We start from the raw sequence: 22,670 nt of genomic DNA, 5'->3' as shown, positions 1-22,670 counted from the left end.
GGGGTAGCATTTTAATGTAGGTGGGCGCTTTGCCCTTCCCGATACGCATCGGGCTTAATAGCCGGGATTTAACCAGCAAGTGGTTTTCTTAGTGATACGGGAACGTTTCTCGTTAGCTAACGTTTACGGTGCCGATGTACTCGCTGTTGGCAATGAACTTGCCGTTGGCCGACACAAAAGTGATCCAGGTGTGCGCCACTTTACCAGCGAATTTAGGTACCGGGAGTTCTCCAGACATGCTGTCACGACTGCCTATCGATTTAAACACTGTTCTGTTCAGATCGGGGCAGTGAGCAACGAGAATTGCCACGTCAGTTGGTTTTTCCCTGTTATTTTCATCGGTGCCAGTCCAGGTGAAAAGGATAGCGCCGGCCTTGGGGGAAGTTACTGCCAACCCTTCTACGTTAAGCAATAAGCCCTTGCTGATCTTAACACGATCATAGGCGATCTTGAAATCGGGATAGGTGCCGTCGATGGCTTCTGTTAATATCAGCGACAAACCATAGTTTGCCCCCGTCATCTGAACAGCCTGATCCCTGAAACCAAGAATCAACAGATCATGTATGGTTTGTGTAAAGTCAGCAGCAACTTTAAACTTTGCTTTTTGTTCCTGCTGTTTTGGAGTATTGGCATTTTTGCGGGAATGTGCCTTGCTGCGCATTACAGCCACTCCGCGCCAGGATGTACCAACCACTCTTCCGATGGTTCCTGAAAATGCATCCAGGATACCGTTTTTCATTTTGCCCATAAAGAATCGATTTTAAGTGTTAATAAAAAAAGAACCTGCACCTGACGAATGATCATAACCGGTATTTGATCAGTTGCCTTGTGCGATATAAAAGTAAGATGGATTTTTGTAGAATAAATCACTGGCATGCCTATCCTATCCCAACATGTTCTATCTTGTTCTATCTTGTTCCAGGTTGTTCTATGTGCGCCTACAGTTCCCTGTATATGTCTACAGTAGTCTACAAGCGTCTTGAATGGCCATGGGGAAATGGGGTGTTTTTTCGGGATAGTGCCGGTATGAGGAAGGTATTGTGCCGGACGTTGTTCGGATGTTGTTCGGATCTTCCGGGGGAATGTTCGGGTGCACTCAGGAGAAATGCGAAGAAAGTCCGAACAAAGTAAGTAGTAATACCGGAACAAGACCGGATCGACATCGGATTCCCGTTGCATGGAGTGCAGGGAAAATTTTTGGGTGTATGGGAACAAAAAAGGAGGTCGTCATGACCTCCTTCATCACTCCAAATACGGTATGACATCTTCTATTTTAAAAGGTGTCATCTCGCAAAATTCCCTTAAAGTAATCCACTCACGTTTGGCTTTACCTAACTTTTTACGAATATCGGTTAGGAAGTCGCGGGAAGCGCGCATCGACAGATGAGTGAGTCTTGATACCGCTTTTACATCAACTATTAGCCTATGAGTGGGTGTTGGCACTTTTGCCATCATTCATAATAAATAATGTCAACTATCACCTATGAACGATCTCATGAACCGGATGCAGAGAACACAGTTAATTGTCTCAACCCTAATCGAACGTCTGCAATGCGCAATGCGTCTGTCCGATAGTGTTGTACATCTAATTTACGACTTAGCTTCGAATTAAAAAAAATTATTATAAAGGCGATTTCCTTGTTGTATCTTTTTGAATCCATATAGAAAGAAATTTGAGGCGGTCCTTTTTATGAAGCAGGTTGTTCAATTTTAATTTTCCCCTCGATTTCTTGTCCTCGTTTAACATAACTACTACTCAAAGATGTTATTACATGAAAGACATTATAACCGCAAAAAGAGGAAGCAACTTTCATATTGCAGTACTCAATCAAGATTTTTTGGGTTAGCAACAAATCATTCTCTATCTTATTTAGCATGATCATCGCCATTAATGAAGAACTTCGGCCAAAGTTTTCATTCAACCATTTCTTACCATATTGTATCCTTTGATCGGCCGATAAACTATCCACATAACCCGGCAACAACGGAATAGAATCAAGCAAAGTATTAAGATATCTACTTACGCGCCCTTGTGCAACCGAGCTATCCCTTCCTCCCTCACCATACATGATTACCGGAATACTATCTTTAAATGCAGCCAGCTTCTTCAATAATTGATTTCCCACTCCATTGTCATCATACAACTGCCTTATCACCGTAACATATTCCCTCTTCAAACTATCTGATTGGCTAATTAATTCCTCTTTCAACTCTTTTATCATAACTCGTACGCTATCGGCATTTCGATTTATCCGATCCGCCCTTTGCACCCATTTTGTAACAATATCAGCTGTCTGGGGATCCGCTTGCGTGTTCAGTAAATGTTGACTAATCAAATTGTTTTCATCATTAATAGTCTTATTGACACGCTCCAGGCTCTGATTGACCGCATTTAACTGACCGGGGTTTTCCTCGGGCCGGCAACCAACCAGCAATAAAGCCATTATTGCAGGGTAAAAGAGGGTTCTGTTCATTGTCATAAGCGTTATAACCCGCTAACGGAAATACCTCCGGTATATTTCTTTTTAAGCCCTGAATAACCCTCATAAAAATGTTAAATCAACCTTAATAAAAATTATTAATCCCGAAGGTCAAAATAATCAACGCCGCTATTGCAATTAACGTCAAAAGCGCCTACTTTGCCGCCGTTATAAATTACTGATCAATGATAAAAACAGGCATTGTATTAAGTGGCGGCGGGGTTAGAGGTTTTGCTCATTTGGGACTGTTACAGGTTCTGGAAGAACTGGGAATTCAACCCTACGCTATCTCCGGTGTTAGCGCCGGCGCCATCGTAGGTGCTTTTTACGCTGCCGGCCATTCGCCTGCCCTCATCCGCGATATCCTTAAAAAAAATTCCTACTTCGGCTGGTCGAGCTTTTTGCTGAATAAGGATGGCCTGTTTTCCATGAAAGTGCTGCGTAAGGTTTTGCAAACTTATATTCCCGGCAACTCCTTTGAAAGCCTCAATAAAAAACTGTACATAACCGCTACCGATTTTGCCAGCAACGAAACCATTACTTTCTCCAAAGGCAAACTCATTGATGCAGTGATCGCTTCGGCCTCGGTTCCCGCCATCTTTGAACCGGTTAAAATAGACGATCATATACTTGTTGATGGTGGCCTGTTAAACAACTTTCCCGTTGAACCGCTCGAAAAGAAATGCGACGTGCTCATTGGTTGTTACGTCAATAGCATTCCCAGGGGTACCGGCAATGGCAAACGATTTGGCAAAATGAACATGATCGAAAAAAGCTTCCACATGGCCATTGCCCCAATTGTGTACAGCAAGGTCGAAAAACTCAGCCTCTTCATTGAACCCGACCTGCACGAATTTGGCATGTTCGATGTAAACAAAGCCGACCTCATTTATGAAGCCGGCTACCGCGCCGCCATGAAGCATAAAAACAAACTGGTAAGCCTTCTACAATAAAACCCTTATCAAAATCCCCCGGTATTCCTTCAAACCATATAACTAAAACCCGCACCCTTATTGACTTTTGTCAATAAACTCACGGTTACACCACATATGTTTCACGGAAAGCTTATTTCAGGATAACTTAGTAGAACAACAAAGTTGCTGTTTTAAAAATTTAGCCTAAATTATATAGGGGTTAATCTATACCCCCCTGATTTGTTTGTGAATAAAATGTTTCACCTTTCGTTTTATTTGAAGGGCTTTTTTAATCCTCCCGCTAATCAATATAACCAGCATAATCGAATTCATTATAACTAACCTTAAACGCTTTCCATATGCAAACTACCTTACTGTTATTCGACGACAATAAATTGCAAATGCAAAACGAAACCGCCCTGGCCGATCTTTCAAAAACCAAACTGGTACTGGGTTTTGGCGGTAAAGAGGTAATCAGCACGCAACCTTTGTACGAAGAGCTGAAGTCGAAATTCCCCGAAGCGGATATTGTGCTTTGCTCCACCGCAGGAGAAATCATCAATAACCGGGTAAACGATAACTCTGTATCCATCGCTGCCATAGAGCTCGAAAAAACTTCCATTCAGCCAGTAATGGTTAACATCCGCGATTACGAAAACAGCTATGAGGCGGGCAAGGCATTGATCAAACTGATCAATTTTAACAACCTTTCCTATATCCTGGTTATTTCTGATGGCAGTAATGTAAATGGCAGCGAACTGGTTCGTGGCATCAACGAACTGGTTAATAACCGCGTACCGGTTACGGGTGGTCTTGCCGGTGATGGTACAAATTTTCAATCGACCGTAGTTGGCCTGAATGAAAAACCATCTGGCGGCAACATAGTCGCCATTCCTTTTTACGGTAAACATTTTGTTGTTTCTCATGCTTCCATGGGTGGCTGGGAAATATTTGGTCCCGAACGTACCGTTACCAAATCTGTAGCCAACCAGTTGTTTGAAATAGAAGGTCAAAAAGCGCTCGACCTGTATAAAACCTATCTTGGCCCTTATGCTGATGAATTGCCCGGATCGGCCCTGCTGTTCCCATTGGGCATTAAAATAAATGAAGAAGATGAACCTATCGTAAGGACCATACTTTCCATTGACCAGGAAACCGGCAGCATGGTATTTGCCGGTGATATTCCCAATGGAGCAAAAGTACGGTTCATGAAAGCCAATTTTGATAAACTGGTTGATGCCGCTACAAACGCAGCAGGTCAGGCTTTTCAAAAATTGCCTGCCGCACCTCAGCTGGCTTTATTGATCAGTTGCGTAGGCCGCAAGATCATTTTAGGAAAACGTACAGAAGAAGAAGTTGAAGCAGTGGCCGGCACATTCGGCAATCAAACATTGCTTACCGGCTTTTACTCCTATGGCGAAATTTCTCCTTTCAATGATAATGCGAAATGTGAGTTACATAATCAAACAATGACTATAACCACTTTTGATGAGTTATAATTGCGCCATGAGCTTTAATAAATTGCTTGAACGGCAAATTAAAAAGTACCTTCCTGAAGATTATTATTTGCAGGAAAACCTCGCCCGGTTTATTCAGGCGGTGCACGACTCCTATGAAGAATATGAACGGGACCGCAAATTGTTCAATCATGCCTTTGCCTGCAGCGAGAATGAATATATACAAATAAATGAAAAATTAAAGAAAGAAGCGAAGCTAAAACATGCTTCCATCAAGCAATTAAAAGAAACCATCAATAAATTCAAGGGCAATAACAACCTGTCGTATAACGATTCAGACGACCTGTCGGATGTTATCAATTACCTCGAACACGAACTGCAGGAAAAAAAGAAAGCCGATGATCTGCTGCAACAATCAGAAAAACGGCTACGCCTGGCGCTTTCCACCATCGACGACAATGTATGGGAATACCATTTCCCCACCCAGACCATGACCTTTGCCGTCAATGAAAAATCGATCCTTGACCTTGACCAAACAGTATTTGAAGGAAAAGAGAACCTGGTCTGGTGGCATTCGATCCTGGAAGAAGACCGGCACATAGCCATAGAAACATTTCGCCGGTACATGAATGGCGAAATAACCAAACATTGTGTTGAATACCGCGTAAAACTGAAAGATGGAAAAACCCGCTGGATCCTGAACCGCGGCGGCGTCATCAGCATATCTAAAAGCGGAAAGCCTATTACGATCATCGGCACCCTGACCGACATTCAAAATTATAAAGACATCCAGGGCGAATTAACGGCAACCGCCAACCGGCTAACGCACCTGCTAAAAAATCTGCAAACCGGGGTGTTGCTCGAAGATGAGAATGGACATGTTGTGCTCACCAATAAAAAATTCACCGAATTCTTTGGCTATCCCGGTTCTCCCGAAACCCTGGTTGGCATAGAGTGTACAGACCTTTATGAAAGCAGTACGCCCCTCTTTAAATATCCCGATGAATTTAGAACCACTACCGAAAATCATTTAAAGAACCGTACGCCGGTCAATACAGAGGAACTGAAAATGGCCGATGGCCGGGTACTGGAAAGAAATTACATTCCCTTATTCATTGATGATATTTACCGCGGCCATTTATGGACGTATAACGACATTACCGAAAGAAAGCGCTCAGAGGTCAAACTCAAAAAACAGGAAGAAAAATACAGAAGTATTATCGCCAACATGAATCTCGGGCTCATTGAGGTTGACCTGGAAGAAAATATCAGGTATGTGAACCAGAGCTTTTGCCTCATGAGCGGGTATGAAGAACATGAATTGATCGGCCAAAACGCTTCAACCCTTTTTGTGAAAGACGAATACAAAGATCTGATCGAAGAAAAGAACAGCTCGCGGCAAAAAGGATTGTCAGATGCGTATGAAATGAATGTTAAAACAAAAAGCAGCGATACCAACTGGTGGCTGGTTTGCGGCGCCCCGCTGTACAACGACAAACAACAACATATTGGCTCCATTGGCATTCACCTTGATATTACTGAGCAAAAAATACTGCAACGGCAACTGGTAGAAGCCAAACTGATCGCCGAAAAATCGGTTCATGCCAAAGACCTGTTCCTGGCCAATATGAGCCATGAAATAAGAACCCCTATGAACGCTATCCTGGGTATGAGCAGGCAATTACAAAAAACTACACTCAATCAACAACAACAATCTTTTTTAGAGATCATTGGCACGGCGGCCGAAAACCTGCTGGTGATCATCAACGATATTCTCGACTTCTCAAAGCTGGAAGCCGGCAGGGTCACTCTTGAAGAGATCGGTTTCAATATGCACGACCTGGTAACCAATTCAAGCCGGGTACTGAAAATGAAAGCAGAAGAAAAAGGACTGCAATTCGATGTTTCGGTAGCCCCTGACGTTTGTAAAGTATTAAAAGGCGATCCTTTCCGAATTAACCAGGTGTTGATGAACCTGTTGAGTAACTCAATAAAATTCACCAAACGGGGCCAGGTTACGTTGCAGTGTTTGCTTAATAAAGATCTGCCCGGTTGGCAAAAGCTCGAGATCATCATTAGCGACACCGGCAAGGGCATGGATGAAGGTTACCTGAAAAACCTCTTTAATAAATTCAGTCAGGAAGATGACAGCATTGCCCGCAGTTATGGCGGAACCGGCCTCGGTATGAGCATCGTAAAACAACTGGTTGAACTAATGAACGGCTCCATAACTGTTAAAAGCAAAAAAGGCGAAGGCACACAGGTAAATATTCAATTAAGTTTTGAAACAGGCCAGGAAAGCGACCTGCCCAAAAAAGATAACAGCCATGTGGAAGCCCATATTCTGGCCGACAAAAAAATACTCCTTGTAGAAGATAATGAAATGAACCGCGTGGTGGCAGAAACAATTTTGAAGCAATATGGAGCCACCATGACTGAAGCAGTGAATGGGGTTGAAGCCGTTGACGCCATCAGGGCCAGGCAGTATGATATCGTTTTAATGGATATTCAAATGCCGGTGATGGACGGACTGGAAGCAACGCGCGTCATCAGGAAAGAGATACAATCGAATATTCCCATCATTGCACTAACCGCCAATGCCGTAAAAGGCGAAATGGAAAAGTGCATACAGGCAGGCATGAACGATTATTTAAGCAAACCCTTTGATGAAGAAGACCTCATTCGCCTTATTGCCAAATGGCTGGGGCGCGAAACGCATTTTGGCCCGGCCAAAACAACCGCAGCTACAGATACACCTTTGTACGATTTGGCCAAACTGAAACAGATCACCCGCGGTGATGAAAAATTCATCGTTAAAATGCTGCAGGTCTTCATCACCGAAACCATGACTGGTACTGCCAACCTCGAACGCGCCTTTGAAGAAAAAGATATTAAACAGGTAAAATTCCTGGCGCACCGGATGAAATCATCTCTCAACAACCTGAATATTTTTTCGGCAGCCGGCATTGCTGAAAAAATAGAGAAGGCACAATGGGAGGAACAGCAATACCCCACCCTGGCCGGTCAGATCCTTGCATTTAAAAAGGTCATTGATGAAGTGATACCGTTAATTAAAACAGACTACCCCGAATTACAATATTAAGCTTCCTTACCCTGCCAAACAGGGAAAGTGACATTCACGCTTGCGTTTCTGCAAACTGATAACTGGTTGAAATAAAGGCACCCACATGCGCGTTCATGTTTTTTATGCTATTTCAATAATAGTAACGAACTTTGCTGCGTCTATCATTCTCCATCCTTGCTTTTTTAAACACTTGCCATAACCTGAAAAAGTTAGTCAGGCAAAAAGGTGCTCCCATATACAATAAGGGAGCGTAATTGTTCATTAATGTTAATAAGAAGAACGAGTTATGGAACAACCAGTTAAAAAAGTAGTTATTGTCGGTGGTGGATTTGCCGGCATTAACCTTATCAAAAAGCTTAGAAAAGACAAACGTTTTCACATTACCCTGGTAGATAAGAATAACTACCACTTCTTTCCTCCACTCTTATACCAGGTTGCAACCGCTTTCATTGAACCTTCCAACATCAGTTATCCATTTCGCCGGTTATTTCAGGAGGAAGCCAATTTGCGCTTTCACATGGGCAGCTTAAAGAAAGTAAATCCTGAAAAGAATAATATTGAAACCGATACCGGTGTAGTGGAATACGATTACCTGGTACTGGCCATGGGAACTGAAAGCAATTACTTTGGCATGGAACGCGTAAAAGCAGATTCGCTGCCCATGAAAACCATCGATGATGCCCTTAACCTGCGCAACCATTTACTGCTGAACATGGAAGAAGCAGTACGAACTACCGATCTTAAAGAAAAAGAAAAGTATTTGAATATTGTGATCTGTGGTGGTGGTCCAACGGGCGTAGAGTTAGCCGGTATGCTGGCAGAGTTGGGCCGAAATATTGCGCGAAAAGAATATCCCGAAATAAAAGACCTGCGTTCACACCTGTACCTCATCGATGCCGGCAAAGCGCTGCTTGGCCCCATGAGCCATAAGTCGCAGGAAGAAGCCACCAGGGTTTTAAGAAAACTGGGTGTACATGTGATCAATAATACAGCTGTTAAGGATTATCACGATGAAACCGTGTACCTGGCCGATGGCCGCACCATTGCTACCAATGTGCTCATCTGGGCTTCTGGTGTAATCGGCCGCGAGGCGCCTGGTTTGCCGGCTGCTGTTATTACCCGGGGCAGAAGAATACTGGTTGATGAATTCAATAAAGTGCAGGACTCCGAAAACATTTTCGCACTGGGCGATCTTTGTTTTATGTCGGCCGACCAAAAATTTCCCAACGGCCACCCGCAATTAGCACAGGTGGCTATTCAACAGGGTACATTGCTAGCTCATAACCTCATTAAACAGGCCAACGGCAAACCTATGAAAGCCTTTGCTTATAACGATAAGGGCAGCATGGCCATTATTTCAAAATACAAGGCCGTGGTTGACCTTCCCAAATTGTTCTTCAAAGGTTTTGGCGCCTGGTTTATCTGGTTGTTCATCCACATTATTCCGTTGATAGGTTTCCGCAATAAAGTGAAACTGGCCTTTAGCTGGTTCTGGTCGTTCATGACCAATGACCCCACGCTGCGGTTGATCATCAGGCCGCGCAAAGAGGATGTGCATTCAGAACAAGAAAAGTTAATAGAGGTTAAAAGCTAACTAATAAAAAGGGCTCCGGTTGACCGGAGCCCTTTCCTTTTATCGGTAATAATATTTTACCAGGTCTTTTTCACTACGGCTGTTTTTGTTATACTATCGTGCCAGGGCATGTAAGCAAATAATGCACCTATTGGCTCAAGAGGAATAAACCGGCATAAAGTGCGCAGTAAGGCCTGCTTAAATGTAAACGGACTGCCATCCTGGTTAATAGCGATCGTTCCGGTCAATATTTTACCAATAGTTCTACCATTGGTAGCAGTTTCAAAAACCGTATAATAAGTGAACATTACGCCAAATGAGATCAGAAAGCTATACAAAAGTGTCGACATACCGTCCTGGCTCAAAATAAGATCGTTATAGGTTCCTCCCTTATTGAGAATTCCCAACCCGTACTCAATAGCATTTACAATTACACCCGTAACGATTTGATCAACAATATAATTGGCTAATCGTATCCACTTTGAAACGGGGTCTACATAATTTTCATCCTGAATATCCTGTAATAAGTCGGCCTGGTTGTTTTGTTCCATGGAAATTGGAATTTTAGGGTGCAAAATAAACGAAAGAAATGCATTCCCCGCGTATAATCGGGGGAACCCCTTTTTGAAATAACAAGTCATTAAAAGAAAAAGGGTGGTCAACCAATTGGCGAACCACCCCTAAACTTATATAGAATGTTGATTATAATTTTACCAGTTTCAACTCATTGATGAGGTTGGTAGCGCCGCCCAACTTATCAATACACCATAACACGTACCGAACGTCAACACAAATGGTACGGTTATAAACAGGATCAAAAGAGATCTTATGGCTCAATGCTTCATAGTTGCCATCAAATGCCAGCCCAATGAGGTTGCCGCTGCCATCGATCACCGGTGAACCGGAGTTACCGCCAGTGATATCATTGGTAGTAATGAAACCAACCACCAGGTCGTTGCGTTGTTTATCGATGTACTGGCCGAAATCTTTTTTCCTGGCCAGTTCCAGTAATTTTTCAGGCAGGTCAAACTCATAATCACCAGGCTGGTATTTTTCCAGGATGCCTTTCATGGTGGTCACATAGTCGTATTTAACAGCGTCACGAGGAGCGTAGCTTTTTACATTTCCAAAACTTACGCGCATGGTGAAGGTGGCATCGGGATACATTTTTTTGGCTTTCGCTGTATCCATTTGCCTGATGCCTTTCAGGTACAGGCGGCCAAATTCATTATTCTTAAGCGTGAACTGTTGGTAATTCTGTAAAAACTTGCCCTGCCAGTTCTTTAAAAAGGCGCTGGCCACCGCATAAGCCGGGTCGGCCTGCAACACCGTAGCATCGGGATTTGCTGCAAAGGCATCCCATTTTGCATTATCCAGTATCATGGTGTTGGCGAAAATACTGGCTGCATATTTCTTATAAGTAGCCTCATCGCTCAGGTCGCCATAATTAGACTTTATAGCATCATAAAAACCGATCGGGTGCTGCGCTTTATCAATATCGGTATAATACATCTTCAATACCGCAGCTACAATATTCTGATCAGATACCTTGTTCTCACTTTTCAGCAATTCGGTTCTTGCTTCCCTGGTTGCATCCAGCGCTTTCTTGATATCGGCGCTGCTGCCTTTTTTCACAATGGCATTTTCAACCTGTTGTAAGGAGGCCGCATAGGCCAACAGGGGTGAACCGAAAATACCTTCATTGATGTACATGCGGTGTTTTGAAAAAGGACGCCATTGATCGTATGCAGTTCCCCAGTCTTTGAAGATGTTCTCATATTCAGGTTTACCGTTGGCCCAGGTCTGGAATTTTGCTTCGGCTGCTTTTTTCTGATCGTATACATTGTATTTGACCAGCTGCTTGCTTTCGCCATCAAAAAATTTCCAGTAGTTGGCGATGCTGGCATAATCGGCTGCCAGTTGCAGTTTAATAGCGGGGTCGTTCTTCATTTGCTCAAACATATATTTCAACCGCATATCGCGCAGCTTTACCAGCGTGGGATTGTCGATATCAATTTTTTGTTTGATGCCGTATGAAGTTTCGTAACGATTGGTACCACCGGGGTAACCATAGATCATGGCATAATCCCCATCTTTAATTCCTTTGATAGAAACCGGCAGGAAATATTTTGGTTTTAAAGGAATGTTTTCGGGAGAATATTCGGCCGGCTTTCCATCCTTGCTCATATAAACGCGAAAGATAGAAAAGTCGCCGGTATGGCGTGGCCATTCCCAGTTATCAGTATCGCCACCATATTTGCCAATGCTTTCGGGCGGAACGCCAGCCAGGCGAATGTCGGAATAACGGCGGTAAACAAATACCAGGTACTGGTTACCTTTGAATAAAGAGCTTACCCGGGCAATGGTACTGGTAGCTTCATCGGAATAGCGCTTATTGATAGCCGCTGTAACTGCTGTTACTTTCGATACACGGTCCAACCCGCTCAATCCTTTCGCCGAGTCCAACACTTCGGCCGTAACGTCTTCTATTTTGGTCAGGAACTCTGCATATAAACCGGCAGAGGGAATTTCTTCCTGTTTGCTTTTTGACCAGAAACCGTTCTTCAGGTAGTTATGTTCTACTGTGCTGGCATTGGCCGTGGCATCGTAACCGCAGTGGTGGTTGGTAAAAATAAGCCCTTCACTACTTACAATTTCTCCGGTGCAAAATCCACCGAAAATAATGATCGCATCTTTGATAGAGGCCTTGTTGACGCTGTACAACTGTTCCTTGGTAAGCTTTAAACCGCGCTTCACCATGTCGTTATACACCTGTTGTCCAAGCAATAGTGGCAGCCACATGCCTTCATCGGCAAAGCTGCGCACCATGGTAACGGCTAACGCAACCGTTAAAAGAATTTTCTTCATATTATGATAGCTTTTGTGGCGGCAAACCTATTGAAAAAAATGAATAAATGACTCAGGAGGCTTATTTCCACCCCCCGTTCGACCAGCCATCAGGGCGAGCTTGCAGCAATCTATCGTTTTAGTTCCTGCATGATCTTCACCATGTATGCCCGCACATCCGGGGAATACAACCGCTTGTCCATACTATCCAGCGTTCGTCGCGAAATAACCCAGTTCATGGAATATTTCAATGGCTCTTTCGGCCGGTAAAGGTTAATAGGTTTATAATGGAGTTCATTGCCATACAGGTTCCGCAGGTAACTCTTCAGGCGGCTGTCGTTGATACTTGTTTGTACGCCGTACGCACCCATCAGGGTTTGCAGCGGAGCCGCCAGGTCGTTCACAAATGGATTTACTTTTTTTAATAATATATCACCTTCAGGCCCATTGCTGATGTGCATTACGTAAAAGTTGATCTTCCCGCAATTATTCCGCAAAACGGTATCACTGTTCGACTTGCAAATGGAATCGCGCAGGGAACTCAATTTAATGATCATTTCATGCACCACGCCGGCGCCGGAATTATCTACATATCCGCCATCCACAAAATAAAAGGGAAATTCCTGCGGCCCCTTACTAAGAAAACGTAAACAGTCAATACGGCCGGCAGGGCTCACATACGGAAAACTGGCGCCCAGTACAACTGCCGTGCTCAACTTCATATCGCGGCCATCGGCAAGCCGGGCCAGCACATCGACCCGGTTATTGAATGTAAGCGGGTCAATGGCTATAGTGCTGATAACCGAAGGGGCTCCATCCTGCATGCGTGTAGTATTCACACAAAGAATGGGCAGTTTTGTATTCACACTGTCCTTGTACACCGCCAGTTCTGAAAAAGGCACCTCCAGCTGGTTCTTCAATAATACGCTATCCTTTGGCGCCTGCTCCAGCGCATCGGTTAATGCCTTGGCGCGGTCGCCGCGGGTACTGAATGGGAACATGGCCACAAAGAAGTCATGCCCCAACATACGGCTGAGTGTATACGTAAGGAAGTCGCTGCGCAGGTATTCTTTCCCGGCCTGATAGAATAGCTGATTGTTGGGAAGTTTTTTATCTGGTTGGTCGGCTGCGTTTTTCAATAGCGTATAAAAGGCGGCATTGCCTACACTGCCACCCGAAGCGCCCGACAAACAAAACAGGTGCTTCGAAAAATCGTGTTGCGAAGTATCTTCCAGCTTTCCCAATACCGAGGCCACCCAGTACCCTGAACGCGAAGCGCCGCCATCGGATAATACAAAGTATACCGGGAATTCTTTCGATTTCCTGATCAGCGTATCCCTGTCTTTTACCCATTGAATAAAATAATCCCGCACGCTGGCCTTATTGGCCAGGCTTTCTTTTATGGCCGGTTTCTTTTCAACGAGAGCCACATCATGACGTTCTGTCCATTGACCAAACACGAAAACAATGAGCAAAAAAATAAGATGAATATTGATGCCAATGCGAATAGAAAAAAAGGTGAGAATAAATCCAAACCCCATGAATACAGCAAAGGCCAGTAGCACGAAGGGGAAAGAACCGAGGCTCACTGCAAAGGCCACATCGAGCGTGCAGGCCAAATAAACTGAGAGCGCCACCAGGCTGATCAACAAAAATGAAACATGAAAGCGTATTTCTTCCCGGGGAATGCCGAGGAATTCAGCCAGCCGTTCTGTTCTGGTAACCGTTGCCGCAGCTGTATTTTTCTGACCCTTTTTTTGTTGTTGAATGGCTTCGCGCCGCGTAACTACCAGAATTATAAAACATGCCTGCAGTACCAACAACATCACAATGACCATCCAGGAATAACGTTGTATATTAAGCGTAATGAGGGTTGAACCGGTTATTACAATCAGCAGGGTTATCAAAAACAGTTTGTTCACCCTGATCACTTTAAACCGTTTCTCGAAGAATTTATTCATCCAAAAATAATAAGGGATGGAAACGACCAGCAAACCATAATATATTTTATTGTCTTCTTCAATACTGCTGCCAAACAACGGGGTCTGTAAAAAGGCCAGTATAATTATGGTAAACAGCGAAAACCCTATAAAACGGGGCATGTGCTTATAGTAGCCATCCTGCAAATAACCCGGCGCTGTATGCGGACTTTGCTTTTTGGCGATGGCAACTGTGCGGGTAGCATACCAGCTTACCAACACCAGAAAGCCAAGAAACGACTGAAACAACAGGAAGAAGCCCCGATGCTCAGTGGCCAGCACCATCAGGTCTTTACCCTGAGCAAGGTTCCAGAAACAAACGAGGGTTAATACGAGGAAGAGAATGCCCGGAAAGAAAACCCATATTGCATGAAAAATATTGCGCATATGGGTAGCCAGGCGCGTTAATAGTACGGTTATAGCCGACATAGTTAACAGTTTTAGGGGAACCTAAGGTAACTATATCGGCGGCAATTTCAATACCCTAATAGTTGTAATGGGTGTGTTGTTTTGTCACAAAGGGTGCCTAATAAAATGGCTCAGGCACCCCGTTATATAACGGTTGTTGCTATTTGCTTGCCACTTCCTGCCCCTCATTCAGCGCTTTCCACAACATATCTTTCAATTCGGTAAGTCCCTGTTGTGTAAAGGAGGAGATAAACACATGCGGTATTTCAGTGGGTAATTCTTTTTCAATAGCGGTCCTCAACTCTTCATCGAGCATTTCGCTTTTGCTGACGGCAATAAGGAACTGTTTATGCAACAACTCCGGATTGTATTGTTCCAGTTCATTCAACAGGATGTTGAACTCCTTTCTATGATCATTGCTGTCGGCGGGAATAACAAATAACAATACCGAGTTGCGTTCAATATGACGCAGGAACCGGTGGCCCAATCCTTTGCCTTCGGCAGCCCCTTCAATAATTCCCGGAAGGTCGGCCACGCAAAAGCTTTTGCTATCGCGGTAGGCAACGATGCCTAAATTCGGATTGATAGTGGTGAACGCATAATCGGCGATCTTGGGTTTAGCTGCCGTAATAACCGAGAGCAGGGTCGATTTACCGGCGTTGGGAAAACCAACAAGCCCTACATCGGCCAGCACTTTCAGTTCCAGCACCTTCCAGCCTTCTTCGCCCGGTTCACCGGGTTGGGCATATTCGGGCGCCTGGTTGGTAGGCGTGGCAAAACGGGCGTTTCCAAGACCACCACGGCCGCCTTTTATCCAAACGATCTCCTGGCCGTGCTCCAGGATCTCGGCCTGATTTTCCTCAGTTTCCTCATCGTAGGCAATAGTGCCAAGGGGCACTTCAATGATAATGTCCTTGCCATCGCGCCCGGTCATATTGTTTTTATTACCGCCCTGGCCGTTCTCGGCCAGTACGTTCTTATAATAACGAAGGTGTAACAGCGTCCACATGTTCTTATTACCACGAAGAATAATATGTCCACCCCGGCCGCCATCGCCGCCATCGGGACCGGCCTGTGGGTTGAATTTGGTACGCATAAAGTGCTTACTGCCAGCGCCGCCATGCCCGCTGCGGCAGAAAATCCGGATCTGATCTACAAAGTTTGACTTTTCCACTACTTTAAAATTGGCAGCAAAGATAGCTTAACCCTTCCTTATATCATTCCAGGTTTTATACAGGGCGCTTTGCGCGGGCCGGTCGGGGGGTAATTCCGGCAACGGCTCGCAGGGGGTCCATTGCGACTGCATTTCGCCGGGTAATGCCTGGTACAGGCGGGTGCCATCGGTTTTCCATTGTATCATTTCGTCTGATACCTGCTTTATGATCTTTGCCGGATTGCCCACCAGTAAACTGCGGGCCGGCACCTTTTCATCGGCTTTTATTAAACTGAGCGCGCCAACAATACATTCGTCACCCAGCTCCACATTATCCATGATCACGCTGTTCATTCCCACCAGGCAATTCCTGCCAATGGTGGCGCCATGGATCACTGCACCATGACCAATATGCGCGCTTTCTTTCAACAACACTGTTACGCCCGGAAACATATGAATGGTACAATTTTCCTGCACATTACAGCCATCTTCGATCACAATGGCACCCCAATCGCCACGAATGGCAGCGCCCGGCCCCACATATACATTTTTACCAATGATAACATTGCCGGTAACCGCCGCTTGCGGATGAATAAAAGAAGAGGGATGAACTACAGGTATAAAGCCTTTAAATGAATAGATCATATGGCCCGAGTTTTTTATAAAGATAGTTTTGTTGTTCCTATTGGAATAACCTGACTTACCACGGCGCAGAAAACCATTTCTGCTTCCTGGTGTTTACTATTCAGTTGTTTGAATTTCGCAATTAATGGTTTGATAAAGACAAAACACCGGATAATCAACCGGTTTAATTTTGTTTCCTAAACACAATTTTTTATGAAATACAGAAATCTGGGTAATACGGGTATTCAGCTCTCAGCCATCGGGTTGGGTTGCATGGGCATGAGCTTTGCCTATGGGCCACGCAACGACGAGGAGTCGATTGCCACACTTAACCGGGCGCTGGAACTGGGCATCAATTTCTGGGATACGGCAGATATGTATGGCATGGGGCATAATGAAGAACTGATCTCCAAAGTACTGGTTCCGAATAGAAGCAAGGTGTTTATCGCTACCAAATTCGGGTTCCGACAAAGAGAAGGCGCCACTTCGAATTTCGCCGGTACGCCAGCCACCTATATCGACGGCTCACCAGCCTATATTAAAACAGCCGTTGAAAAAAGTCTGCAACGTTTGAAGATCGATACCATCGATCTGTATTACGCCCATCGCATTGACCCCAATGTGCCTGTAGAAGAAATGGTAGGGGCAATGGCCGAACTGGTGAAAGAAGGAAAGGTACGCTACCTCGGCTTATCAGAAGCTTCTGCCAATACAATTCGAAAGGCGCATGCCGTGCATCCGATAACAGCTTTACAAAGTGAATATTCTTTGCTTACGCGCGATGTGGAAGGGGAGATCCTGAACACCCTTCGTGAGCTGGGTATTACCTTCGTGCCTTACAGCCCCCTGGCGCGTGGACTGGTAACCGCCACCGTTGCCGATAAGGATAGTTTGCCCAGCGATGATTATCGCAGAACATTGCCGCGGTTCGAATCGGAACACTGGCAAAACAACCAGTTATTGGTAAGTGAATTTGCTGTGCTGGCCGAACAGAAAGGTTGCACGCCCGCTCAACTGGCGCTGGCCTGGGTACTGGCGCAGGGTGATGATATTGTTCCCATCCCTGGTACGAAAAAAAGAAAATACCTCGAAGAAAATGCCGCTGCGGTAGATATCACTTTAACCAAAGGTGAACTACAGAATATTGAAGCGGTTATTAACAAATATCCGAATGTTGGACAGCGTTATAGCGACGGGGCTTTAAAGCTGGTTGATCATTAATTATTGCGAACCGGATGGAACCTCAAACGTTCCATTCGGTTTCTTTTCTGAATACCGTGCCTTTGAAAAGCGCTGCCAGCTCCCCATTCTCTTTCTCAACGCGCACTTCATAAATAGCAATTTTATTGCTGCGGCTTTTCTCCTCTGCTGTGGCAATGATAATATCGCCTGCCTTAAGCGGTTTTATATGAGAAATAGAAGTTTCTACCGAAACGGCCTGGCGGCCATGACTGTTCGAGGCAAAAGCAAGCGCACTGTCGGCGAATGAATAACTAATGCCGCCATGTGCAATTTCAAAACCATTGCACATCTCGGGCCTTATGATCATTTTCAGTTTGCAAAACCCATCGGTTTCTTCCAGCCTTTCAATGCCCAGCCACTGGCTGAAATAATCTTTATGCATCATGGCATCAATAATGGCCGTGGCTTTTGTTTTACTGGCAGACATAGTTGTTATTTAATAGTATTATTCGCCTTTAAACTTCGGTGCCCGCTTTTCAAGGAACGACTGAATGCCTTCTTTGAAATCCCAGGTGTTCGCCGCTTTTTGCTGAAATTCATCTTCCAACAGTAATTGCTGCTCCAAATTATTAGTCATTGAATAGCTGAGAATATGCTTGGTATAAGCGAGGCCTTTTGTAGGCATTTGCGATAAGGTAAGGGCTATCTTTTTACTTTCAGCCACGAAATCTTCATCAGAAAATACTTTATATATCATTCCCATTTGTTCAGCCTGCTGAGCCGGGATCTTATCGCCGAGCATCATAATGGCGCTTGCTTTTTGCCAGCCGATAAGGCGGGGCAACATAAACGTACCGCCGCTGTCGGGTATTAAACCCAACTTTGAAAACGCCTGTATGAATGAAGCTGATTGCGTGGCTACTACTATATCGCAAGCCAGTGCAATGTTAGCGCCGGCGCCGGCAGCCACGCCATTAACGGCAGCTACCACAGGTTTGGGCAAATTGCGGATGCGGGTAATAATGGGATTGTAATGTTCACTCAATATCCGTTGCATGCCCGGTCCTTGCGGGTCAACTACTTCGGCCAGGTCCTGGCCGGCACAAAATCCTTTTCCGGCGCCGGTAATGTACACACAGCGAACAGTATGTAAAGAAGCACACTCATCGAGCTTTTGCTGCAACAGCAAAGCCATTTCGCGGTTAAAAGAATTTAATTTATCGGGCCGGTTCAACGTAATAGTGGCAATACCCCCTTCAATGGCAAAAAGAATAGGCAACATAGTATTCGATTATTTAGGCAGAACAATGTATGATTGGAAAGTTATTAATGGCATTTAAAATAGTCGAACGGTTCCTGGCAGTCGTTACACTGAAACAAGGCCTTACAGGCGGTTGACCCAAATTCACTGATGCGTCGCGTATTATACGATTGGCAATGCGGGCATTGAACCGCTTCGTCTTCTGCAAACAATTGAGTATTGCAAACCTGTTGTTTGGGATTGGGTGGCGCAATGCCGAAGTCTTTTAATTTTTGTTTACCGCTATCGGTCATCCAGTCGGTTGTCCAGGCAGGTGACAGCACCGTTGTGATCTGTACATTTTTATACCCATGCTGCAATAATTCCATGCGAATGTTCATGCGAATGACATCCATGGCCGGGCAACCTGAGTAAGTGGGCGTGATCACCACTTCAATTCCTTCTTCACCATTTGCCGGTATTATCTTCACATCTCTTATTATTCCCAGGTCAATCACCGACAATACGGGCACTTCGGGGTCACATACTGCTGAGAGTATGCTCCATATATTCTTCACTGATATGTTGTCTGTCGTATGCATTGCCTTTTCCTCGTTATTTATTGACCCTGAGCGGGCTTGCGATGAGCGCGTGTTCGCCTGCCGGCGGAAAGCCGAAGAGCCGAAAGCCTACCATTCACAACCGGGATACACGCGCTGCATATATTGCATTTCGGCCAGTATAAACCCCAGGTGTTCGGTATGTGCGCCTTCTTTGCCACCGCTTTGCATCCAGGCGCTTGTTGAAACTATGCTGATGGTCGCTTCTTCGAATACCTCATTCACCCGTTGTTCCCAGTTGGCTTTTAAAGCGCTTACATCAACGCCAATACCGGCTTTAAATGCTTCTGATTCATACGCAGATGGTACAAATAATTCGCCGGTGAACATCCACAGTTCATCCAGTGCATTCAGCAGGCGGTTACGGCTTTCTTCGGTACCATCGCCCAAACGTATCACCCATTCGCTGCTCCAACGTACATGATAAGTGACCTCTTTCAACGATTTTTCTGCAATGGCAGCGAGGTGTGCGTCGCCTGATTGCTGTAGCCGTTGGTATAAAAAGAACTGATACGTACTAAAAAAGAATTGCCGCAATATGGTTTGCGCCCAATCGCCATTGGGTTGTTCAACCAGCAGGCAATTTTTGAAGTCACGCGTATCGCGCAAATAAGCCAAGGTATCTTCTGTTGCTGCGCCGGTTCCTTCATTGATCAGCTCAGCAGCGTATTGATATAAACTTCTTGATTGCCCAATAAGATCGAGCGAAATATTGGTGATGGCGATATCCTGTTCCAGCACCGGCCCATGCCCACACCATTCACTGTTGCGTTGCGCCAGAATGAGTGCATTATCGGCCAGGTGAAGTAGGTAGTTATATGTTGCGTCTTTTGTCATTTCCAATTCTATTGAATTTACATATGGGTCAATTCATCGGGCAGATCGTAAAACGTAGGATGCCGGTATACTTTGTCATTGGCCGGTTCATACAATGAAGCGGCTTCATCGGGGTTGGAAGCATGAATGTATTTGCTTTCCACTACCCAAATGCTTACACCTTCCATGCGGCGGGTATACACATCCCGGGCATTTTCAATAGCCATTTGCGCATCGGCAGCATGCAAACTGCCTACATGTTTATGATCGATGCCCTGTTTGCTGCGGATAAACACTTCCCACAAAGGCCAGTCGGCGCCCGCGCCTTGCCCATTACCCGAGCCGGTTTTACGCTGGGTATGTAAACTACCACCGCCTTTGTCCTCGGGTATATCACCGTAATAATATTTTGTAAGCCGTATATTCATTACAATCGTTTTAATTAATTCTTGTTTGCTAATCCGCTCTGTTATGCAATTTGTTTCTCCTGACGCATTTTTCGTTTGGCGGCATGTGCACTGGCGGCTTCGCGAACCCAGGCGCCTTCATCCCAGGCCTTGCGCCGTGCGTCGAGGCGTTGCTTATTGCAGGGACCGTTCCCTTTCACTACGTTCCAGAATTCGGTCCAGTTAATTCCCCCAAAATCATAATGTTTGGTTTCTTCATTCCATTTCAGGTGTTCATCGGGCAGCGTCATATTCAACACTTTTACCTGTTCGGCGATCATATCAACAAACTTCTGACGCAGCTCGTCATTGCTCATGCGTTTTATTTTCCATTGGGTGCTTTGTTCACTGTGTGTTGATTCACTATCGTGCGGACCAAACATCATCAACGATGGCCACCACCAGCGGTTAATGGCATCCTGGCACATGGCGCGTTGTTCGGGTGTACCCTTCGAAAGCACCATCAGTATATCGAACCCCTGGCGCTGGTGAAAACTCTCTTCCTTACATATACGCACCATAGCGCGTGCGTACGGACCATACGAGGTACGGCAAAGCATCACCTGGTTTAAGATGGCGGCTCCATCAACCAGCCAGCCAATGGCGCCAATATCGGCCCAGGTAAGCGTGGGATAATTAAAGATGGAAGAATACTTGGCTTTGCCGCTGTGCAGGTCGTTAATGGTTTGCTCGCGGGTAGTGCCCAACGTTTCGGCAGCCGAATACAGGTAAAGGCCATGGCCGGCTTCGTCCTGCACCTTGGCCAGTAATATGGCTTTCCGTTTCAGGCTGGGCGCCCGGCTGATCCAGTTGCCTTCGGGCAACATGCCTACAATTTCGCTGTGCGCATGCTGCGAGATCTGCCTGATCAGGGTTTTGCGGTAGGCATCCGGCATCCAGTCCTTAGGTTCTATCCTGATCTCCTGTTCAATTTTAGCCAGAAAGATTTGTTCTAATTCCTGCACCGACATGGGAAACATTTTTAGTGGTATCAAAGATAACTTTTTTTGCCATAAATGCTAACAATCGTTAGCGCCGAAATTAAAGTATATTCTGCTGACAACCTGCTCAATGCAAAAAGACGGCTTCGTCGCACGCCAAAAGAGGCCAATTACTGGCCCCAAAAGCGGGAAAAATGAGCTTAAAACCGGTTTTAGCGTTAAGAAATCATTACCAGCAGCCCATTTAAGACACGTGAAAAAGGGTTGGGCATCATGGGCATTACCTTACAAAACCCTTGCTGATAGCGGGTTTTAACATTTCATACAGGCCTTTAGCATCCTATAACTGCTGTTGAGTTGATTTTTTCAGCGATGGAACCCGTCTTATGTTTGCATTACGAAACGCAACAAACAACAACACCAGGGGGTGTTACTTCAAAAAGTAAGTTGCTTCTCTCTTCGAAAAGACGTACGAATTGCCTGCCTGCCACGATTGTGATCCCATAGCAAAAAATAGAAACGAAATATCAAAATCTATAAAATACACATTTATGAAAATGGCAATGAGGAACTACGGATTTATCGCTATCGCTTTAATCGCTTTAACCTTCGCATTCTCTAACACAGCAGTGGCTAATGAAGAAGGTCCCAAAAAACACGTTACTGAATTAAAGTTCATCGGCAATAAAGAAAATCAACCTGTATTTGAACTGAACCTGACTTCTACTGTAGAAGATGAGTACACTGTTACCTTCCGCGATGAGTATGGTAATGTACTGTACACTGAAAAATTCAAAGGTGCTGGTCTTACTAAAAAGTTCATGTTGAAAACAGAAGATTTCGGTGATGCTGCTTTGAATGTAGTAGTAAAATCAAAGATCAACGGTACTACAGAAGTATATTCA

The 22,670-nt window shown here is 45.0% G+C and carries 20 protein-coding genes; 7 read left to right on the top strand and 13 right to left on the bottom strand.

Annotation, left to right across the window (positions count from 1 at the left end):
• Positions 1 to 112: 112 nt before the first annotated feature.
• Both A3860_RS17785 and A3860_RS17775 read right to left on the bottom strand, forming a co-directional pair.
• Positions 113 to 748, bottom strand: a complete 636-nt coding sequence (locus A3860_RS17785) for a DUF6266 family protein (RefSeq protein ID WP_081148089.1) — start codon at positions 746 to 748, stop codon at positions 113 to 115.
• 940 nt (positions 749 to 1,688) lie between these two features.
• A complete protein-coding gene (locus A3860_RS17775; protein ID WP_158085292.1) occupies positions 1,689 to 2,474 on the bottom strand; it encodes a hypothetical protein in 786 nt (261 codons plus the stop codon).
• A 191-nt stretch (positions 2,475 to 2,665) separates the two neighbouring features.
• Between A3860_RS17775 and A3860_RS17770 the strand changes: the two genes are divergently transcribed.
• The 4 genes from A3860_RS17770 to A3860_RS17755 all read left to right on the top strand — a co-directional run bounded on the left by A3860_RS17770 (position 2,666) and on the right by A3860_RS17755 (position 9,530).
• Positions 2,666 to 3,433, top strand: a complete 768-nt coding sequence (locus A3860_RS17770; protein ID WP_081148086.1) for a patatin-like phospholipase family protein — start codon at positions 2,666 to 2,668, stop codon at positions 3,431 to 3,433.
• Positions 3,434 to 3,753: 320 nt separating this feature from the next.
• Complete coding sequence (locus A3860_RS17765) at positions 3,754 to 4,893, top strand: FIST signal transduction protein (RefSeq protein ID WP_081148085.1); 1,140 nt, start codon at positions 3,754 to 3,756, stop codon at positions 4,891 to 4,893.
• Entirely contained in the window at positions 4,883 to 7,954 is a 3,072-nt protein-coding gene (locus tag A3860_RS17760) for a PAS domain S-box protein (protein ID WP_081148084.1), read from the top strand. Before A3860_RS17765 ends, A3860_RS17760 begins: the two co-directional genes overlap by 11 nt.
• A gap of 268 nt (positions 7,955 to 8,222) precedes the next feature.
• Positions 8,223 to 9,530: an NAD(P)/FAD-dependent oxidoreductase gene (locus A3860_RS17755; RefSeq protein ID WP_081148083.1), complete on the top strand. Its 1,308-nt coding sequence runs from the start codon at positions 8,223 to 8,225 to the stop codon at positions 9,528 to 9,530.
• A gap of 56 nt (positions 9,531 to 9,586) precedes the next feature.
• Here the strand turns inward: A3860_RS17755 and A3860_RS17750 are convergent, their stop codons facing one another.
• The 5 genes from A3860_RS17750 to A3860_RS17730 all read right to left on the bottom strand — a co-directional run bounded on the left by A3860_RS17750 (position 9,587) and on the right by A3860_RS17730 (position 16,541).
• A complete protein-coding gene (locus tag A3860_RS17750; protein WP_158085291.1) occupies positions 9,587 to 10,060 on the bottom strand; it encodes an RDD family protein in 474 nt (157 codons plus the stop codon).
• A gap of 151 nt (positions 10,061 to 10,211) precedes the next feature.
• Positions 10,212 to 12,377, bottom strand: coding sequence for a S46 family peptidase (locus A3860_RS17745; RefSeq protein WP_081148081.1), 2,166 nt, complete (start codon positions 12,375 to 12,377; stop codon positions 10,212 to 10,214).
• A 110-nt stretch (positions 12,378 to 12,487) separates the two neighbouring features.
• Positions 12,488 to 14,764 carry a patatin-like phospholipase domain-containing protein gene (locus A3860_RS17740; RefSeq protein WP_081148080.1) on the bottom strand — a complete coding sequence of 759 codons (2,277 nt, stop codon included), beginning with the start codon at positions 14,762 to 14,764 and terminating at the stop codon, positions 12,488 to 12,490.
• A 139-nt stretch (positions 14,765 to 14,903) separates the two neighbouring features.
• The gene (gene obgE / locus A3860_RS17735; protein ID WP_081148079.1) at positions 14,904 to 15,917 is read right to left on the bottom strand and encodes a GTPase ObgE; all 1,014 of its coding nucleotides are present in this window, start codon (positions 15,915 to 15,917) and stop codon (positions 14,904 to 14,906) included.
• Positions 15,918 to 15,944: 27 nt separating this feature from the next.
• Positions 15,945 to 16,541 carry an acyltransferase gene (locus tag A3860_RS17730; RefSeq protein ID WP_081148078.1) on the bottom strand — a complete coding sequence of 199 codons (597 nt, stop codon included), beginning with the start codon at positions 16,539 to 16,541 and terminating at the stop codon, positions 15,945 to 15,947.
• 192 nt (positions 16,542 to 16,733) lie between these two features.
• On the opposite strand from A3860_RS17730, the gene A3860_RS17725 reads away from it, so the two are divergent.
• On the top strand, positions 16,734 to 17,741 hold the full coding sequence (locus A3860_RS17725) for an aldo/keto reductase (RefSeq protein WP_081148077.1): 1,008 nt from the start codon (positions 16,734 to 16,736) through the stop codon (positions 17,739 to 17,741).
• Positions 17,742 to 17,763: 22 nt separating this feature from the next.
• On the opposite strand, the gene A3860_RS17720 is transcribed toward A3860_RS17725, so the two are convergent.
• The 6 genes from A3860_RS17720 to paaA form a co-directional block, all read right to left on the bottom strand.
• On the bottom strand, positions 17,764 to 18,189 hold the full coding sequence (locus tag A3860_RS17720; protein WP_081148076.1) for a hotdog fold thioesterase: 426 nt from the start codon (positions 18,187 to 18,189) through the stop codon (positions 17,764 to 17,766).
• An 18-nt stretch (positions 18,190 to 18,207) separates the two neighbouring features.
• A complete protein-coding gene (locus tag A3860_RS17715) occupies positions 18,208 to 18,984 on the bottom strand; it encodes an enoyl-CoA hydratase-related protein (RefSeq protein WP_081148075.1) in 777 nt (258 codons plus the stop codon).
• A 44-nt stretch (positions 18,985 to 19,028) separates the two neighbouring features.
• Positions 19,029 to 19,544, bottom strand: coding sequence for a 1,2-phenylacetyl-CoA epoxidase subunit PaaD (paaD, locus tag A3860_RS17710; RefSeq protein ID WP_081148074.1), 516 nt, complete (start codon positions 19,542 to 19,544; stop codon positions 19,029 to 19,031).
• Between the two features lie 87 nt (positions 19,545 to 19,631).
• Complete coding sequence (paaC, locus tag A3860_RS17705; RefSeq protein WP_081148073.1) at positions 19,632 to 20,399, bottom strand: 1,2-phenylacetyl-CoA epoxidase subunit PaaC; 768 nt, start codon at positions 20,397 to 20,399, stop codon at positions 19,632 to 19,634.
• 17 nt (positions 20,400 to 20,416) lie between these two features.
• Positions 20,417 to 20,806, bottom strand: a complete 390-nt coding sequence (gene paaB / locus A3860_RS17700; protein ID WP_081148072.1) for a 1,2-phenylacetyl-CoA epoxidase subunit PaaB — start codon at positions 20,804 to 20,806, stop codon at positions 20,417 to 20,419.
• Between the two features lie 41 nt (positions 20,807 to 20,847).
• Positions 20,848 to 21,819 carry a 1,2-phenylacetyl-CoA epoxidase subunit PaaA gene (gene paaA, locus A3860_RS17695; RefSeq protein ID WP_245843562.1) on the bottom strand — a complete coding sequence of 324 codons (972 nt, stop codon included), beginning with the start codon at positions 21,817 to 21,819 and terminating at the stop codon, positions 20,848 to 20,850.
• Positions 21,820 to 21,895: 76 nt separating this feature from the next.
• On the opposite strand from paaA, the gene A3860_RS17690 reads away from it, so the two are divergent.
• Together A3860_RS17690 and A3860_RS17685 are read left to right on the top strand one after the other, a co-directional pair.
• Positions 21,896 to 22,081 (top strand): hypothetical protein, encoded by a 186-nt coding sequence (locus A3860_RS17690; protein WP_081148070.1) that lies wholly within the window; start codon positions 21,896 to 21,898, stop codon positions 22,079 to 22,081.
• A 235-nt stretch (positions 22,082 to 22,316) separates the two neighbouring features.
• Positions 22,317 to 22,670: hypothetical protein (locus A3860_RS17685; protein ID WP_245843561.1), on the top strand; the 354-nt coding region annotated here is incomplete at its 3' end.

Origin of the sequence: Niastella vici (assembly GCF_002077945.1) — a bacterium.
GTDB classification, from domain to species: domain Bacteria; phylum Bacteroidota; class Bacteroidia; order Chitinophagales; family Chitinophagaceae; genus Niastella; species Niastella vici.
The sequence above is the reverse complement of the archived record's forward strand: the minus strand, read 5'-3'. Positions and strand labels throughout refer to the sequence as shown.

Coding starts and splice junctions, on each gene's coding strand:
- A3860_RS17785 (WP_081148089.1), bottom strand. CDS start 748: ATGGGCAAAATGAAAAACGGTATCCTGGATGCATTTTCAGGAACCATC.
- A3860_RS17775 (WP_158085292.1), bottom strand. CDS start 2,474: ATGAACAGAACCCTCTTTTACCCTGCAATAATGGCTTTATTGCTGGTT.
- A3860_RS17770 (WP_081148086.1), top strand. CDS start 2,666: ATGATAAAAACAGGCATTGTATTAAGTGGCGGCGGGGTTAGAGGTTTT.
- A3860_RS17765 (WP_081148085.1), top strand. CDS start 3,754: ATGCAAACTACCTTACTGTTATTCGACGACAATAAATTGCAAATGCAA.
- A3860_RS17760 (WP_081148084.1), top strand. CDS start 4,883: ATGAGTTATAATTGCGCCATGAGCTTTAATAAATTGCTTGAACGGCAA.
- A3860_RS17755 (WP_081148083.1), top strand. CDS start 8,223: ATGGAACAACCAGTTAAAAAAGTAGTTATTGTCGGTGGTGGATTTGCC.
- A3860_RS17750 (WP_158085291.1), bottom strand. CDS start 10,060: ATGGAACAAAACAACCAGGCCGACTTATTACAGGATATTCAGGATGAA.
- A3860_RS17745 (WP_081148081.1), bottom strand. CDS start 12,377: ATGAAGAAAATTCTTTTAACGGTTGCGTTAGCCGTTACCATGGTGCGC.
- A3860_RS17740 (WP_081148080.1), bottom strand. CDS start 14,764: ATGTCGGCTATAACCGTACTATTAACGCGCCTGGCTACCCATATGCGC.
- A3860_RS17730 (WP_081148078.1), bottom strand. CDS start 16,541: ATGATCTATTCATTTAAAGGCTTTATACCTGTAGTTCATCCCTCTTCT.
- A3860_RS17725 (WP_081148077.1), top strand. CDS start 16,734: ATGAAATACAGAAATCTGGGTAATACGGGTATTCAGCTCTCAGCCATC.
- A3860_RS17720 (WP_081148076.1), bottom strand. CDS start 18,189: ATGTCTGCCAGTAAAACAAAAGCCACGGCCATTATTGATGCCATGATG.
- A3860_RS17715 (WP_081148075.1), bottom strand. CDS start 18,984: ATGTTGCCTATTCTTTTTGCCATTGAAGGGGGTATTGCCACTATTACG.
- paaD (WP_081148074.1), bottom strand. CDS start 19,544: ATGCATACGACAGACAACATATCAGTGAAGAATATATGGAGCATACTC.
- paaC (WP_081148073.1), bottom strand. CDS start 20,399: ATGACAAAAGACGCAACATATAACTACCTACTTCACCTGGCCGATAAT.
- paaB (WP_081148072.1), bottom strand. CDS start 20,806: ATGAATATACGGCTTACAAAATATTATTACGGTGATATACCCGAGGAC.
- A3860_RS17690 (WP_081148070.1), top strand. CDS start 21,896: ATGCAAAAAGACGGCTTCGTCGCACGCCAAAAGAGGCCAATTACTGGC.